Here is a 15,226-nt window from a genome sequence, read left to right as displayed (position 1 = left end):
GGCAAGTTCCTCAGTCAGCGCGCCCTCGAACGCCACCGCGCCGACTACCGTCAGGCCGAAGGCCGCAGCGACCAGACGAAACTGGTCAGCGGCCACTTCATGGAAATGTCCGACCACCCGCGCAGCGAGTGGAACGACCTGTGGCTGCTCACCGAAATCTTCCACGAAGGCAAACAGCCGCAAGTCCTCGAAGAGTCGGTGACCAGCGACACCACCGACAACAAGGACGATTTCCACCAGGGCTACCGCAACCGCTTCCTCGCCACCCCGTGGGACGTGTTCTACCGCCCGGCGCTGGAACACCCGAAACCCCGCGTCCTCGGCAGCCAGACCGCCCACGTCACCGGCCCCAAAGGCGAAGAAATCCACTGCGACCAGTACGGCCGCATCAAGGTGCAATTCCACTGGGACCGCGAAGGCCTGGCCGACGACAAGACCAGCTGCTGGCTGCGCGTCTCCAGCTCCTGGGCCGGCGACCGCTACGGCGCCATCTCCATCCCGCGCATCGGCATGGAAGTCCTCGTCACCTTCCTCGAAGGCGACCCCGACCAGCCACTGGTCACCGGCTGCCTGTACCACAAGGAAAACCCGGTGCCCTACGCCTTGCCGGCGAACAAGACCCGCACCGTCTTCAAAACCCTCAGTTCCCCGGGCGGCGGTGGCTACAACGAACTGCGCATCGAAGACAAAAAAGGCGCCGAACAAATCTTCATCCACGCCCAGCGCGACTGGGATGAAAACATCGAACACGACCAGAAGATCCGCGTCGGCAATGAACGCCACGACACCGTGGAGAAGAACAGCTACACCGAACTCAAGGCCGAAGAACACCGCACCACCATCAGCGACCGCAAGATCGAAGCACGGCTGGACGACCACTTGACCATCGGCGAGAGCCAGCATGTGAAGCTGGGGACGGCGCAACTGACCAGCGTCGGCAAAGAGATACACATCAAGGCGGGGGACAAGATCGTCATCGAGGCGGGGACTGAGCTGACGATTCTCGGCGGCGGCAGTTTCATCAAGCTCGATGGCGGCGGAGTGACCGTGGTTGGGCCGGTGGTGAAGATCAACGCCGGCGGCTCGCCGGGAACGGGCACTGGCATCGGGATCAAACCGCCGGTGCTGCCGGGGGCAGCGGATAAGGACAAGGCGGGGAGTTTGATGGATCAGGCGTTGTTGAATGCGCCGCCTGAGAAGGTTAAGCCGAAGGCTTTTTTTGTGTTTTCTGAGTGATCGACATGAATGGTTTTTTGAAGAAGAGGAATGGCTTCGCCGTAGCGGCTTTCACCGCCTCGCTACTGAGCCTGTTTCATGGCAGCGCTTATGCAGACGAGTGTCCGTCTGAGGACTTTTCCCAGTTCCTGCCAGCGTTCTCTGCGAATGCTGAAACTCAGCAACGGTTGACTGCGATGACGGTGAAGTCGTTGGTTTTGAAACCTACTGGGGAGAATGGAAATTTTGAGCCGCAAACGACGGGAGTCAAAAGCTCGACATTGACCTTTCCACTGATGGCACCCGTAGCCACAGGCAAGACAGAAGGTGTCGAAGTCGAGGCTGTAGACGACAGTCATTTCAACGTTGTTGATAAGCGTGCAGGTAACAGCAACATCAAGATCTTTAACTTTTCTCACCAGGCGTGTTGGGTGCTTGAGGGTGTTGAAGATTGGTCGATCAGTAAAAAAGATCTTGTAGAGTCGAGTAACCCTCGCATGAGTGAGGCAGAGAGTTTTTGCTTTCAACGCGCAGAAGCCTTCAGAGGCTTAGGGGGGCTGGAGCAGTACCGACTCACAGGCGAGTTGTTTGAAGCCTCCTTGGAAAACTATCTCTGTGCAGCAGCATCCGGTGATCCACAGGCTAGTTTGAATGCTGCAAGTTTGAGTCTTTCGGGAATGGCTCCTCAATTGCAAACGGAGAAGGTTGAGCAACTATTCAAGGCAGCTGCGACCACTTTGCCGGAGGGTGCGATGAGCCTTTCATTGTTTTATTGCGACGGTAACAATATTTCCTCTGACGGTCCTTGTCAGCATCCAGCACAGGCAGAGGAAGCGCTGATGGAAGCTGCTCGTATGGGAAGTGCTTTTGCAACAAATGCACTTGGCCGAGCCTATGAGACTGGAAAATTTGTAACAAAGGACATGTCCAGAGCGCTTGCCTGCTACCAACTGGCTGCCAAAAATGGCAGTAAGGGCTCGGTCGCACATTTAGAACGTTTGAATAAACAGCCAGCCGGTATTAAAGCCAGTTTTTGCTATTGATTATTGCAGGAAGCAGAAATGACAGAGCCACTTGATCTATCGGTCAACTATACAAGCGCTAATTATAGATATAAGGAGTCTGGAGACGGTTTTACTGTTGAGAATGGTAAAAAGGTTGTCGACTGCTCTCATATGGTTAACTTGTTGCTTACTGGAGCTGGCTACGAAGTCCCTTACCAGAACACGGCGGGTCTAAATAGCACGGCAGCCCTTCAGTACTATGATGTAATTAGTCCTGCTAATGTAAAGCGTGGAGATGTTGTGCTCTGGATTAACGCAATCTCTAATCGGGATAATAAGACGTTAAATCATACGGGTATTGTAGAGTCTTACGACAGTACATTGGGCTCGGAATTTGGTAAGTTTTTTGGAGCGCAAAGTTCTGGTCCAGGTACTGCGAAGTTCGGCTCCTATGATAATGCCCATTTTTGGCCAGTCCCCACAAAATTCCTAAGGGTTAAGGAGTCGACTCGGACGGGAGAAGGATCCGCAGCGGCGCCCGCGCCCGCATCTGCACCGGTAGAGTCTACGCCATTAATGAACTTTCAGTACCCGTTTAGAAAAGCGGATGGATCGCAGTTTAAGGATGCTGAAGAGATATTTAATGCTCTTGAGAGTGAAAACTCAGGTAATTTTTTACTTGGGAATCATGGGTTTTGGCATGGCGGCATTCATATCACGCATAAGACTGCTCCGCAATGTGTGAGAGATGAACCTATTCGTTGTATTGGAGACGGTGTCGTCGTAGCCTACCGTTTGAATGAAGATTATCTAGCGACTGCATTTGAGGCATCAAGTTCTACAGAAGCATTGAAATACTCAAATTCATTTTGTCTTGTTAGGCACGACTATAAGTCACCTCTGAATAAGGAAGTTACGCCTGGCACTAAGAATGAGCTCGTATTTTATAGCCTGTATATGCATCTGCTACCATATGATAGGTATGCGGATGACCCAGAGCAACCAAGTGCTCCAAAAATAAAAATGATCGCAAGTGGGTTTAAAGCGCGAAGCGATATTCTTGGCGCAAGCGGCTGCGTCGAATATGGTTCAATTTCTGCTGGAACTGAAATTGAAATAATAGAAGAACATTCTGATCACGTCCACGCCAAGGGTAAGCTGATTAAAGGTACTGTTGGAGGGCGCACTCCAGGGCAAGATTTTTGGTTCGCCTATAAGCAAAACGGCATCGCCTATCCAAGAGGTGATGGAAGCGCGAGCTGGAAAGCAATAACTGCACCAGAGCGAAAGAAACCAGACTACTGGAAGGGCAAAGTCAGAGCTGTAGTTTCCGGAACGGGGCTTACTTTGCGAGCGGCTCCCTCAACGCAAAGTCACGGTGCTTTAGCTGGGGCTGCAATTAGACAGGTAAATAGTCTAGGACAGAACGCAGACTTAGTTCTTTGTACAAATAGCATAATAGAATTTGATAGCGGGAAAGTTTTTAGCCTGAAGATTGGCACTAAGCTTTTCAAAATGGCGGAATGCTCCTTTGTACCGAGTACTTCCGGTGCTGCAACCGGTTTGAAAAGCCATTCCACTCCTGTGCCCGCCACTTTTTGGGCTTGTGTTGAAAAACCTTATGTTCAATTGCAAGGCTTGGTTCCGACTGAGTTTGATAAGGTTGTGCCGATGGATACGGCAATTAAGGCAGGCGACACAATTGGTTTTCTTGGTTTAAATGAAACATTGGCAGGTCCAGATGGTGGGGTTTCGAGAAGTTATCAAGTTCACGTGGAGATTTTTTCGGCTGATCCTAAGATTGAGGATTTTCTAAAAAATAAAGCAAATGTGAAACAGGGGAAACAATACCTGCATTTGCCAGCGAATACGAACTTAAGAAGCAAGCCACCGCAAACCGGAGTGGTGACGATTTCTAATGAAAGCTTTGTAGAGCTTGGAAAGGCCGTTCTATATAAGGACACTGAAGAGTGGTACGAAGTTACCATCGTTGATAATGCGGAAAGTAAAACTGGCTTGCTCAAAAAAGAAGGCGCGATGCTCCTCAGTCAACATGATTGGGAAAAGCTAGGTTTTCGTGTGGTTAAGGAATCGAATTCAAATGCTGATGGGTTTCTAGATCCTGATGATATGCCGGATTTTTTCAAAGATTTATATAAGGATTTGGACAGGCTTGGTAATAAAGATGAAAAAATTACTCCCGAAGACTTTCCCATCGCACTCAAGAATGTGGAGTTTAGGGAGCATTGGTCAAAACTTATTGCGCATCACCCAACAGAATGGAAGTCTAAGTCGGATTCTGCCAAATGGGCGCGATTGGATACACTGCTTGAAGACTATCCGTCTGTTCTAAAGCATGAGAAGGAACGGATAGATAGCTTAATATTTTGGGATGACCCGGTTGTACAATCTAAAGGGCTAGGCGACGGTTTGGTTTGGCACTTTCATCCAATAGCAATGCTCAAGAATTTAATTGGCGGAGGGTGCTGCGAGTTAACACTTGATAGCTTCAAGACTATTTTTGGTAGTCGACCTCTATTCACTGCGGATAATATGTCGACGACATGTTCATCCTATAGTGTTGATCACCAAAAATTTGTAGACTTGTTGAATGCTGCATTCAAGAAGTTTAATTTCACTAATTGTATATATAAGATACATTTTCTATCTCAGTGTTATCATGAGAGTGATAAGTTTGCAACTACTAGAGAGTATGCGACGGGGAATGACTATGACCTGGCAACTTATCCTGCATCAATGTGCACTCTCTATGATGAGGATCACAAGAAATGCAAGCGGCACAGGCAAATTCTTGCTGAGGGAAATACCACGATAGGTGATGGGCCCAAGTACAAGGGTAGAGGTATCATGCAGGTTACGTGGAAGGGTACCTATCAAAAATATAAGGATTTTAGCGGTGTTGATTGTATTGCGAATCCGGAAATTTTATCTGAGGAAATTGAACATGCTGTCAATGCTTCAGTTTGGTTCTGGGTGAAATATAAAAATCTTAATGCCAAGATTGATGAATATTACGAAAAGTTGAAGGATAGCGGCAAAACAAAAGAAGAGATCGACGCTGAAGTGGTCCGGCTAGTTACTAAAAAGGTTAACGGCGGTGATACGCATCTTGCGGAAAGGCAAGAGTTGTTTAAAAAAATAAATGAGGCTATGAAGTGAAATATTTACGGCTGCTTATATTCTGCTCTCTATTCACTGCCACATCCTGCTTTGCCGATTTTCAACATATCACGGTAATGCAGCAAAGTGAGAGGAGTGTTGGTGCTCGATGTGTAGGGAATGATTCAAGTATTCAACTGCAGAACGGGCGGATTGGTATAGTGACTACTGCCGGTGAGCATTACAGTTTAAATCTCGATGAGCAGGATGAAGATCTTTCAGTTTTTGTTGGCTCGGTTACAGATTCTGATGTGTGTGTAATTGCGGTTAAATATTCTGAAAGCGATGTGAATGAAAGTTTTTCTCTATTTGTATTTGATGAGGCTTCTGGCAGATTCAAGCCGTCTCTGATAGGAATGGTAAATAATCCAGAGTTTTTACATGATAAGATCTTAAGTGATTATATGGATGGGCCGAAAAATAGGAAAGATACGGTCTGCTATTCGGTTCGTGCAAAAGATTATTTTTTCTGTGAGAAAAGAGAGCAGTTTTCAGAGAAATTAGAGCGAGTAGAAACGTGCAATGAAAGCTCTTGTGCTATGCCGGTTATTGTTAAGCTTGGTAAGATTGTTCCGGTAAAAGCCACAGTGTCAGTGGAGAAGGCTCATTTCTTTGAAAGGAAATCTAATGAGGGATTTGATCAGAAAAAATCTTATCTGATTAAGGGGGATCAAATAATTTTGAACGATTATTATCGTGGTGATGATGGGCTGTTCTATCAAGTAACTTTCATTGGGAAAAGGACGGTGACTGGCTGGTTGCCAGCGAATGCTATTCGGATTAATGAATGAGAGTTGGCGATAAAAGCGGCGGATTTATTTGTTGTGCTCAGTGGCTTTGGTCTTAGTAGGGCGATTAAATAAATCTGTCTCGCTTCTTTCAATCTCGTGATTTAAGGAACGCAGATCGTCTCGATGACGCACACGAAGAAGTCCAACGGCAAGGTTTACTATTTTGGAAATAACACCAGCGTCGATTCCTCTCTGGAGTCCGGTTGTAAGTGGGAGTAGGGCGAACACATGAGATCAAAAGCTCTCGCAGTATCACTGCTCGGCCTGCTGTGGACGATGCCGGCGTTAGCCGAAACCACTACGTTCAGCCCAACCCAAGGCGTCGAGGCAACGCTGGTTCTCGAAGGCTCCAAGCTGAGCGTCGCGGCTAAAGGCGGAACGCATAACGAGTCGCGCACAATCGATTTTCAAGCCGAAAACGAACTCCATCTGCAGATCGATGATTTCAATTTCGACGGTGCCAAGGATTTCGCGGTCCGGCAACTCGATGACGGCATGGGAACTTACGACTACTACCGGGTGTTCATCTACCAAGCCAGAACCGGCACCTTCGAAGAATTGCGGCCGGACTGCGGCGATGGCTTCGTTAATTTGCGCGTCGACAAAAAGCGTAAAGCGTTGCTCAGCACCTATTGGGAAATGAACGTAGCCAAGCAATGCGTCACCCGATTCGCCAAACGCAAAGCCTGAATGACTCAAGGAAGAACACAGTGAAACGTTTTGTTTTTACCCTGCTGGCCGTGCTGCTGTCTGTTACAGCGGTGTACGCGCAGGATGACTGCAGCCATGTCACCTCAAGTCTGGAAATGGTGCCCTGCTCGGAGGCGGCGAAGAAGGCTGCCGATACCCAGTTGAACGTCAGTTACAAGCAATTGATGGCGCGGCTTGAGTCTGATTATCGAGCGGATCCGGCATTGGGCGCAGAGTACGCGGCGAAGGTTAAAGAGTCGCAACGTGCGTGGCTGAAATTGCGCGATGCGAATTGTCCGTTGGAGGCATTCGAGATCGAGGCGGGGAAGCCGGCGCATGTGTTCGCGGTCAACTCGTGCATCGCCAGAATGAGTCGCGAGCGCTCGGCGTACCTGGACAAGATCGTCCCTGCTCTTGCATCCGACAAGAGCACTTCGACAGCGCCGGCCAACGGCGCTTGTCCTTCGGAGGAATTCCCTGCTTTCCTGACAGCGTTTTCCGCCAGCAGTGAATCACAGCGCCGTCTCACTGCGATGACGGTCAAGTCGCTTGTGTTGAAGCCGGTTGCAGGCAAGGACCGTAGTGCCTTTGAGCCTTCGACCGCGGGTGTCAGCGGAGCTTCCTTCACCTACCCGCTGATGGCCGCCATCACACCCGGCAAGACACCCGGAGTCGAGATTGAAGAGGTCGATGACAGTCACGTCGATGTGGTCGATAAACGGGCGGGCAACAGCAATGTAAAAATCTTCAACTTCTCTCGTCAGGCGTGCTGGGTGCTTGAAGGCGTTGAAGACTGGTCGATCAGCGAGAAGGATCTTGTCGCAACACGTAACCCTGCAATGAGCCGTGCCGAGAACTTCTGTGATCAACGTGCCGAGGCTTTGGGAGGGCTGGGTTCGCTTGAGCAATACCGTCTGACTGCGGAATTGTTGGAAGCGTCCCTGGAAAATTATGTCTGTGCGGCTGAGTCGGGTGACCCCGAGGCGAGCCTGTCAGCGGCAAGCTTGAGTCTTTCGCAGATGGCATCTCAGTTGGAAACCAGCAAAGTCGAGGCATTGTTCAAAGCGGCGTCGAAAATACCGAGTGGTGCGTTGGGCTACGCCACGTTTCTTTGTTCAGGAAACTCCACCGACTATAACGGTCCTTGCCTCCATCCCAAGCAGGCAGAAGAGCAGGTCATTCGGGCGATTAACATGGGCTCCAAGGAAGCGATGTTTTATCTGGCATCTACTTTTGAGGGTGGCGAGTTGGGAACGAAGGATATGTCTCGGGCATTAGCCTGTTATCAAATGGCGGCTGAAAAAGGTTATCGGTCGGGCGTCGACAGCGTGGCGCGATTGAAGTCGCAAGTTCCAGAGCCGATCAAGGCTAGTCATTGTATTTGAAGTTCGGGGTCATGTTTGATGCGCTTCCGCGCGTGTTGGGCCTGAGTCCGTCACGCTAAAACGTTTAATACTCGAGCATCTGACAACCGCGATTTTCCTTTAAACTCCCCGCCCTCAAGGAACGCGCTCAGGACACGGAATGCCAGCCCCCTCTTTCTCCCTTCGTCGCGCGTTGGTGCTGTGGCTATACGCCGCTGCGCTGGTGCATTTGCTCGTCGGTCTTACCCTGAGTTGGGCCGGTCATTCCGGCGTGCTCGATGGCTATTTGCAAAACCTTGAACAGACTTTCTGGGGCGCCGATGCAGTGCCCGTTGCCGCGCGTGAGCAACAGGTCTGGTGGCTCGCGTTATTCGGCGCGACGTTGCAAAGCTATTCGCTGTTCATGCTTGCCTTGGTGCACATCGGCAATCGCCTGAGAACCCCGCTGGCCTGGGGCGGGTTGATGGCCGGTATTGTTTTGTGGGCCCCGCAGGACATGTTGTTCTCAGCGCAAAAACAGGTGTGGTCGCACCTTTGGCTCGACAGCGCAGCGCTGCTTGTGCTGTTGCCGCCACTGTTCTGGCTCTATCGCCACGACCGCCGAATTCCTACTTCCGACACTTCCTTGAGTGAGCAAAACCATGCCTGACTTTTCGTTACTGGATTGGGCGCTCGTCTTGCTGATTGCCCAGGCATGCCTGGGAGCACTCGACACCCTGTATCACCACGAGCTGACGGTAGCGTTGCCGTATCGCCACAGTGCGCGGCTGGAATTGTCGATCCATGCACTGCGTTCGTGTTTCTACGGAGTCTTGTTTCTCGGCATGGCGCATCTCGAATTCCATGGCGCGTGGGCAGTGGTCATCGCGCTGCTGTTCGCGCTGGAGATCGGTCTGACGCTGTGGGATTTCGTGGTCGAGGATCGAAGCCGCAAGCTACCGGCCATCGAGCGCGTCATGCACACGGTGTTGGCGGTCAACGGTGGGGCGTTCTTTGCGCTTTACGGTGTACAACTGGTGCAATGGGCGAGCCTGCCAAGCGGCTTGAACGCCGCCGATTTCGGCTGGAAAGGCTGGGTGCTGACGCTGTTTGCGCTGGGCGTGACCGCGTCGGGTATTCGTGATGGCCTGGCGGCATTGCGTATGCAGCGTGAGGGGAAACCGTCCAACCCGTTTGCCGGCGGTGCCTACAAGCGTGTGCTGGTCACCGGTGGCACTGGGTTCATCGGTGAAATCCTGGTCAATCAGTTACTCGACGCCGGCCACACCGTCAGCGTGCTGGCCCGTGATCCATTGAAGGCCGCTTATCTGTTCGATGGCCGAGCACGCTGTGTGCGCTCGCTGAGCAAACTGGGCTACCACGAAACCTTCGACGTGGTGATCAATCTCGCCGGCGCACCGGTCGCCGGCCCGCGCTGGAGTCCCAAGCGGCAGGCGCAACTGATAGCCAGTCGGGTCAACACAACCGAAGCGCTGATGAACTGGCTGAAGAACGCCAGCCACAAACCCGCGCTGTGGATTCAGGCCTCGGCCATCGGTTTCTACGGCGTGCGCGATGCCAACGAAAGCCTCGATGAACAGGCCAGCAAGGGTGACGGTTTCATGGCCGAGCTCTGTGCGCGTTGGGAGGCTTCGGCGCAACCCGCCACGCAGTTTGGCGTGCGTCAGGTCGTGCTGCGCCTCGGCGTGGTGTTTGGTCCGGGCGGTGCGCTGCTGCCGTTGCTGATTCCGTTTCGCCTGGGTTTCGGCGGGCGGATGGGAGATGGTCAGCAGATCATGAGTTGGGTGCATCGCGACGATGTGATTCAGGTGATCGCTCGATCCTTCCACGATGAAAATTTGCGCGGCACCTACAACATGGTCGCGCCCGAAACCGTCAGTCAGGCAGCGTTCGCCGAGAACGTCGGCAAAGTCCTCAAGCGCCCGGTGTGGTTCCACATTCCAGCAGCGCCTGTGCGTGCGTTGGCCGGGGAAATGGCTCAGCTGTTCTTCGACGGTCAGCGTGTGGTGCCGCAGCGTTTGAGCGAGGCGGGCTACACGTTCCGCTATCCGACTCTTGACGCCGCGCTGCGCGATCTGGCCTGAGGATCGCCCATGAGCAAGCTTCTGATGTACCTGCTGGCCGGCAACGGCAGCGCCGCCGATTGGTGGGATGACGCGCTGCCGCATTTTCAGCGTTACGACGTTGTGCCGCTGGAGCTGCCGGGCTTCGGCGCCAACCCGCAGCCGCCCTGCGAGGATCTGGCAGCTTACGCCCAGACCTTGTTGGCGATGACGCAAAAGGGCAGTGCGATCATGGCCGTCGGGGTTAACGCGCTGCTGGTGCTGCATGCGCTGCAACGTCGGCCCGGGCACTTTTCTCGCAGTGTGTTGCTGGCGCCGGTGGGCGCTTTTTTGTGGCAGCGCCGATTGCCGGCGTTGATGTCACCGCTGCCGATCCGCAAGACCATTCACTGGCTGCTGTCGAACAAACCCACGCTGTTTGCGCGCAAGTTCTCCAACCAGACCTGGACACCCGCGCAGTACCAGCGCATGGGCGCCGGTTATGCGCGTTGCCGTGCGTTTGTGCCGCACTGGGATCTGATCCGTGCCGACACCGCGCTGCCATTGCTGGAGTGGATCACCGACCCGGTCGAGCTGGTCTGGGGCGATCAGGACAAGGTGCTTGGCATCGAGCAAGCGGCGGCATGGTCGGCGATTCTTGCGCGTGCAGACCTGACCATCAGCCTGAAACCCGGTTGGGGTCATTACCCGTGGATCGACGCGCCCGTGCAGTTTGCGCAGTGGCTGGAGTCGGGCGAGCGCGGCTTCGTCGCGCACACCAAGGGCGGGCGTTTGCGTCTGGCGGAACTGGCCCGGCAACCGGTGCCGGCGGCGCTGACCCTCAACGATTGCAACGATCCGCGACTACCGGCCTTTCTCGCCAGCCAACCCCAGGCGACCTGGGCGGTGCGTTCCTCCAGTTATGGCGAAGATCAGGCCGACTCGGCGAATGCCGGTTTGAGCACGACCTACCTGCGCGAGCCGGCCGCCAACGTGCCGGCGCGTATTGCCGCGCTGACTGCCGAAGGTGTTGAGGAAGTGGTGGTGCAGCGCTTCATCACGCCGCAGGTGTCGGGCATCGCGTTTGTGCGTCATCTGTCGGTGGAGCTCGAGTGGGTTGAAGGCCATCTTGAGTCCCTTGCCGACGGTCAGATCAGCCCGGAACGGGCGACGCTTTCGCGGCTCGGCGAAGCCTGGCGCAGTGGTACGTTCACGGCCGCCCACGGTTTGACCGAATACGTGCTGTGGCGCTTTCTCCAGGATGTCTTGCGGGTGTTTCACTATGTGCCGGGCGATGTCGAATGGGCCTGGGACGGCACGCAACTGTGGCTGCTGCAATACCGGCCGATCAGCGACTACGGCTGGCGCCGGCACCTGACGGCCGCCAACATCGCTGAGATCCTGCCGCCGCAACCCAGCGTGCTGGTGGAATACGCCCAGCGCCGGGCCGCCGCGAGCATTCCGGCGATCATGGCCCGTTGGGATGAGCGGGTGTTGCAGGACAACGAGCCGTTCACGGCCGTGTTTGGCGGCGCGTCCTACATCAACAACGACCTGTTTCTCGCACGATTGGCCGACTGGGGCATCAGTGCCAGCAACTATGCCGGTGAAGTCGGCGGCGCGACCCCGCATCTGCCGTGGCGACCGCTGCGGATGTTGCGTTCGCTGCCATTGTTTCTGCGCATGCAGCGTATCGCTCGCGGACATTTGCTGCGCCTTGAACACGGCTTGCAGCGCTTCGACCGGGAGCTGACCGACCTCGTCGCCCAGGGTGCTGACGGTCAGCAACTGGCCGACTGGTTCACCCGGTTCTATGTGTTCGTGGTGCAGGGCAATCTGTGCATCGCCACGACGCTGGCCAGTAGCGGCGGGGACTGGCTGGGACTACCGCCCACCGCTTACGACAACTTGGAAAACAGCCCTCATCGGCTGCCGTGGGAGACCGATCCGGCCACACCTCGACCCGCGTCGAGCGCGTTGCCACTACAGGCCTTCCCGCAATGGTCAGGCCTGATCCGTCTCGCCCATTCAACCGGCCTGCCGGGCCTGCGTGGTTACTACCTGCAAGTACGCGAGTGGTATCGCGACAACCTGATGCGCATCTTCTTCCGCCTGCATCACGCCATGCCACTGGCGGATCGCGAACACTGGTTTGCGCCGCACCCGGACATCCGCACTCGCGACGGCAGCTTCTGGCAGGACGGCCGCGAAGGTGCCGAACAGGCCACCGGATTCATGATTTACCCGGGGCAGGTGCGGGGCATTCTTGGCGAAGACATCTTGCTGGAAGACACCCTCGATCCGGGGCGTCACGCGCACTATCAGGCAGCGCGGGCGGTGATTGCGCGGATGGGTGGGCGGTTGTCGCATGGATCGACGTTGTTGCGGGAATTGCGCAAGCCTTCGGCGGTGATGCCGCAGGTGGATCTGGCGTGGATCGGGTGCGAAGTGTTGTATCGGGATGGGGAATTGGAATTGATGAATTCGAAGGATGTGAAGTGAAACGACTGCTGGTGTTATGCATGAGCTGGCTGCCGATAGCCGTTATGGCGACAGGTGTCTGCAATCAGGAAACTGACTCCAAATATTTCTTATCGCAATGGCCGGAGAGCGGCGGAGATCCGGAAGACATACTTTCCAGTCTCGATGGAAAAGAATTCTCTATCGAGCCAGGCCACGTGGTCTTCCGTGGCGACCTAAACGGCGATGGTATCGAAGACTTCATCTTCAATTCCCGCGTAGGCATTGGTTCTTCGATGGACAGCACATTCGCCTTCCTGATCCAGTGCCGTGGTTACTTGAAGTATTCGGGTGGCGATTACTTCGCCGGAGTCAAAGTTCTGGACGGTCCGCCCAAAGGTGGCGGTGAATTCAAGGACATCGAGATCTACTCCTACATCAGGGACAAGCGAGGGCGGATTCGCTACAAGGGCGAAGAGGGCATGACCCGACCACACCTGTGGCAATTCAACCCGCAGACACAGCGTTATGAAGGTCAGTCTGAGTAAGCCAACGGTTTTCACTGCAGTTATGGAGTTAGTACTTGAAAGGATTTTCGATTGTTCTCGGCAGCTTGCTGTCAGCTGCCACCTCCATGGCATTCGCCGCCGATCCTGATTTCAAGGATTACGCCGTCACCCCCGTTTTCAGCGGCCCCAACCATGAACCGGTGCCGCAGGAACAAAGCAACCCGGTCATGGAAAGCACCCGGGCGAAGGCCCTGCAAGGCAAGGTCAACTTCGCCGGCCATTACATCCTGTACAGATTCGGCTGTGGTGGCGGCGCCATTTGTGGCGAAGTGCTGGACGCCCAGACCGGTGATGTCGTTGGCGGTCTTCCGAATGCCTATGACGGCAGCACTTTCGACACGACGTATTTGCCCAATAGTCGCTTGATCATCATTTCAGGCGTCACGCTCGATGGCGAAGAAGACACCCAGGGAAATCGCCTGGAAAACCGTAACAGGGATCGGTACTACGAATTCGTGAACAACGAGTTCCGGCTGCTTGGCATGACCGACGTGGAATCGCCGTCAATTGATGAGGAATGAGTGGATGAATCGTCTTCTAGCAGGCAGCCTTTCACTGCTGCTCTCGCTTCCAGCTTTCGCCGCTCCCAAGGACGCCTACACCCAACGCGATGTCATGCAATGTGGCGGCGTTGAAGTGGTGATGATGTCGTCCTGCCGATCCGTGACGGTGGATGACGCAGAAACCCATCTCATCCCGGTCTGCTCCGATCAGACGATCAACATCGGCGGCAAAGTGTTGCGCCGCAACATCGACAAGGTTTCACAGCTCACTTCTGACGGTAAGAAGACGAAGATGCTGAGTAACGTGGCAGTGGAGATGGATTGTGTAAAAGGAAGCAAGGGCAGCCTGGTTTTCATCGGCGGTTATAGCGGGTGTGGATCCTGCCCGGAGTGGCGCGGGTATTACTCCACCAATGGAAGGTTGGAGCATTACAGCTACAGCAATAGTTATCGGTCGTTTGGTTCGAAGGGTTCCTGGGAAGGGCTCATAGAGGCTTATGGCGTCACTGAAAGACAGTTACAGCAAACAAGCCCTGCGGTTAAAAGGATCGACTATGGGCAGCCTTAGATCCGCACTATTGCTCGCGAGTCTGTTGCTGGCGAATGGGGCTACGGCAGAAGAAGTGCGAGTCACTGGAGTCGACGGGCACACACTGACATTGCATTTGAAAGCAAAGGTATGGCCCGAACACTCAGTGGAAGCGGCGAGTGCGACCTTTACCGCGAATGGAAAAACATTCCCGCTTTACGGAACCGATATCGGGGTCGAAGTACTTCCTCGATGGCTTAGCCCTGACAAGAAGCCCTTACTCGTGAACCAGACGATGTATGGAATGTTGTCAGACGGGAGTGGTGAAGACAGCTTCCAGTCACGAAGCCACTGCGATGTGATTTCGATGGAGACCGGTTGTGTCCTGCTTCAGCGTGATGATCAGTTCTGCGCTGGTAAATGGGTGGGCAATAGCTGGACTACCGACGAGGGTGAAGTACTCAAACCAGAAATAGAGACACCTTCCCCACAGGCACTACTGAAAAACCTCTCGAACATTGAATCTGCACAATATCGAGCCAGCGAGATCGAATGGAGCCTGATCATGGGGGCGGATTCGTACATGGCTTGCCATCCACCGGCTCGCAATGTTCAGGGTCTTAATGATCTTGGCTTCTATTTAGCCGAGGGCGGTAACGATGAGCTGGCGCTGAAGTTCTATCGCGGCGTCGAGGCCGTCGGAAAACGCACAGTGCTGATGTTGAACATCGCCGACTCGCTCTGGCGCCTTGATCGCAAAGATGAAGCGCAGCGTTATTACAGCCAGTACCGCGACGCGATGATCGCCGACGGCAAGGCGCAGAAAATACCTCAACGTGCAGTTGAGCGATCCGTCATTCAGGGAATGAAAAATTGAAC

General features: G+C 54.0%; 13 protein-coding genes. All 13 read left to right on the top strand.

What is annotated here, in order from left to right; translation table 11 throughout:
• Positions 1 to 1,236, top strand: a 1,236-nt coding sequence (gene tssI, locus ACK6BI_RS03110; RefSeq protein ID WP_409315947.1) for a type VI secretion system tip protein TssI/VgrG, incomplete at its 5' end; no start/stop codon positions are given.
• 5 nt (positions 1,237 to 1,241) lie between these two features.
• A complete protein-coding gene (locus ACK6BI_RS03105; RefSeq protein WP_409315946.1) occupies positions 1,242 to 2,258 on the top strand; it encodes a tetratricopeptide repeat protein in 1,017 nt (338 codons plus the stop codon).
• Positions 2,259 to 2,276: 18 nt separating this feature from the next.
• Positions 2,277 to 5,399: a glycoside hydrolase family 19 protein gene (locus ACK6BI_RS03100; protein WP_409315945.1), complete on the top strand. Its 3,123-nt coding sequence runs from the start codon at positions 2,277 to 2,279 to the stop codon at positions 5,397 to 5,399.
• Between the two features lie 161 nt (positions 5,400 to 5,560).
• Entirely contained in the window at positions 5,561 to 6,190 is a 630-nt protein-coding gene (locus tag ACK6BI_RS03095; RefSeq protein ID WP_409315944.1) for a hypothetical protein, read from the top strand.
• Between the two features lie 228 nt (positions 6,191 to 6,418).
• Positions 6,419 to 6,880 carry an XAC2610-related protein gene (locus ACK6BI_RS03090; protein ID WP_409315943.1) on the top strand — a complete coding sequence of 154 codons (462 nt, stop codon included), beginning with the start codon at positions 6,419 to 6,421 and terminating at the stop codon, positions 6,878 to 6,880.
• Positions 6,881 to 6,900: 20 nt separating this feature from the next.
• Positions 6,901 to 8,265: a lysozyme inhibitor LprI family protein gene (locus ACK6BI_RS03085; RefSeq protein WP_409315942.1), complete on the top strand. Its 1,365-nt coding sequence runs from the start codon at positions 6,901 to 6,903 to the stop codon at positions 8,263 to 8,265.
• A gap of 139 nt (positions 8,266 to 8,404) precedes the next feature.
• Positions 8,405 to 8,893, top strand: coding sequence for a cell division protein (locus ACK6BI_RS03080; RefSeq protein WP_409315941.1), 489 nt, complete (start codon positions 8,405 to 8,407; stop codon positions 8,891 to 8,893).
• Positions 8,886 to 10,328 (top strand): TIGR01777 family oxidoreductase, encoded by a 1,443-nt coding sequence (locus ACK6BI_RS03075; RefSeq protein ID WP_409315940.1) that lies wholly within the window; start codon positions 8,886 to 8,888, stop codon positions 10,326 to 10,328. Before ACK6BI_RS03080 ends, ACK6BI_RS03075 begins: the two co-directional genes overlap by 8 nt.
• A gap of 9 nt (positions 10,329 to 10,337) precedes the next feature.
• Positions 10,338 to 12,788, top strand: coding sequence for an alpha/beta hydrolase (locus ACK6BI_RS03070; protein ID WP_409315939.1), 2,451 nt, complete (start codon positions 10,338 to 10,340; stop codon positions 12,786 to 12,788).
• The gene (locus tag ACK6BI_RS03065; protein WP_409315938.1) at positions 12,785 to 13,294 is read left to right on the top strand and encodes a hypothetical protein; all 510 of its coding nucleotides are present in this window, start codon (positions 12,785 to 12,787) and stop codon (positions 13,292 to 13,294) included. Before ACK6BI_RS03070 ends, ACK6BI_RS03065 begins: the two co-directional genes overlap by 4 nt.
• Before the next feature lie 86 nt (positions 13,295 to 13,380).
• Positions 13,381 to 13,836 carry a hypothetical protein gene (locus ACK6BI_RS03060; RefSeq protein WP_409315956.1) on the top strand — a complete coding sequence of 152 codons (456 nt, stop codon included), beginning with the start codon at positions 13,381 to 13,383 and terminating at the stop codon, positions 13,834 to 13,836.
• Positions 13,837 to 13,840: 4 nt separating this feature from the next.
• Complete coding sequence (locus ACK6BI_RS03055) at positions 13,841 to 14,386, top strand: hypothetical protein (protein ID WP_409315937.1); 546 nt, start codon at positions 13,841 to 13,843, stop codon at positions 14,384 to 14,386.
• The gene (locus ACK6BI_RS03050; protein ID WP_409315936.1) at positions 14,373 to 15,224 is read left to right on the top strand and encodes a tetratricopeptide repeat protein; all 852 of its coding nucleotides are present in this window, start codon (positions 14,373 to 14,375) and stop codon (positions 15,222 to 15,224) included. Before ACK6BI_RS03055 ends, ACK6BI_RS03050 begins: the two co-directional genes overlap by 14 nt.
• Positions 15,225 to 15,226 lie beyond the last annotated feature (2 nt).

Source organism: Pseudomonas sp. KCJK9016 (assembly GCF_046231795.1).
In the GTDB taxonomy this organism is placed as follows: domain Bacteria; phylum Pseudomonadota; class Gammaproteobacteria; order Pseudomonadales; family Pseudomonadaceae; genus Aquipseudomonas; species Aquipseudomonas bananamidigenes.
This window is presented reverse-complemented; position numbering and strand designations above follow the sequence as displayed.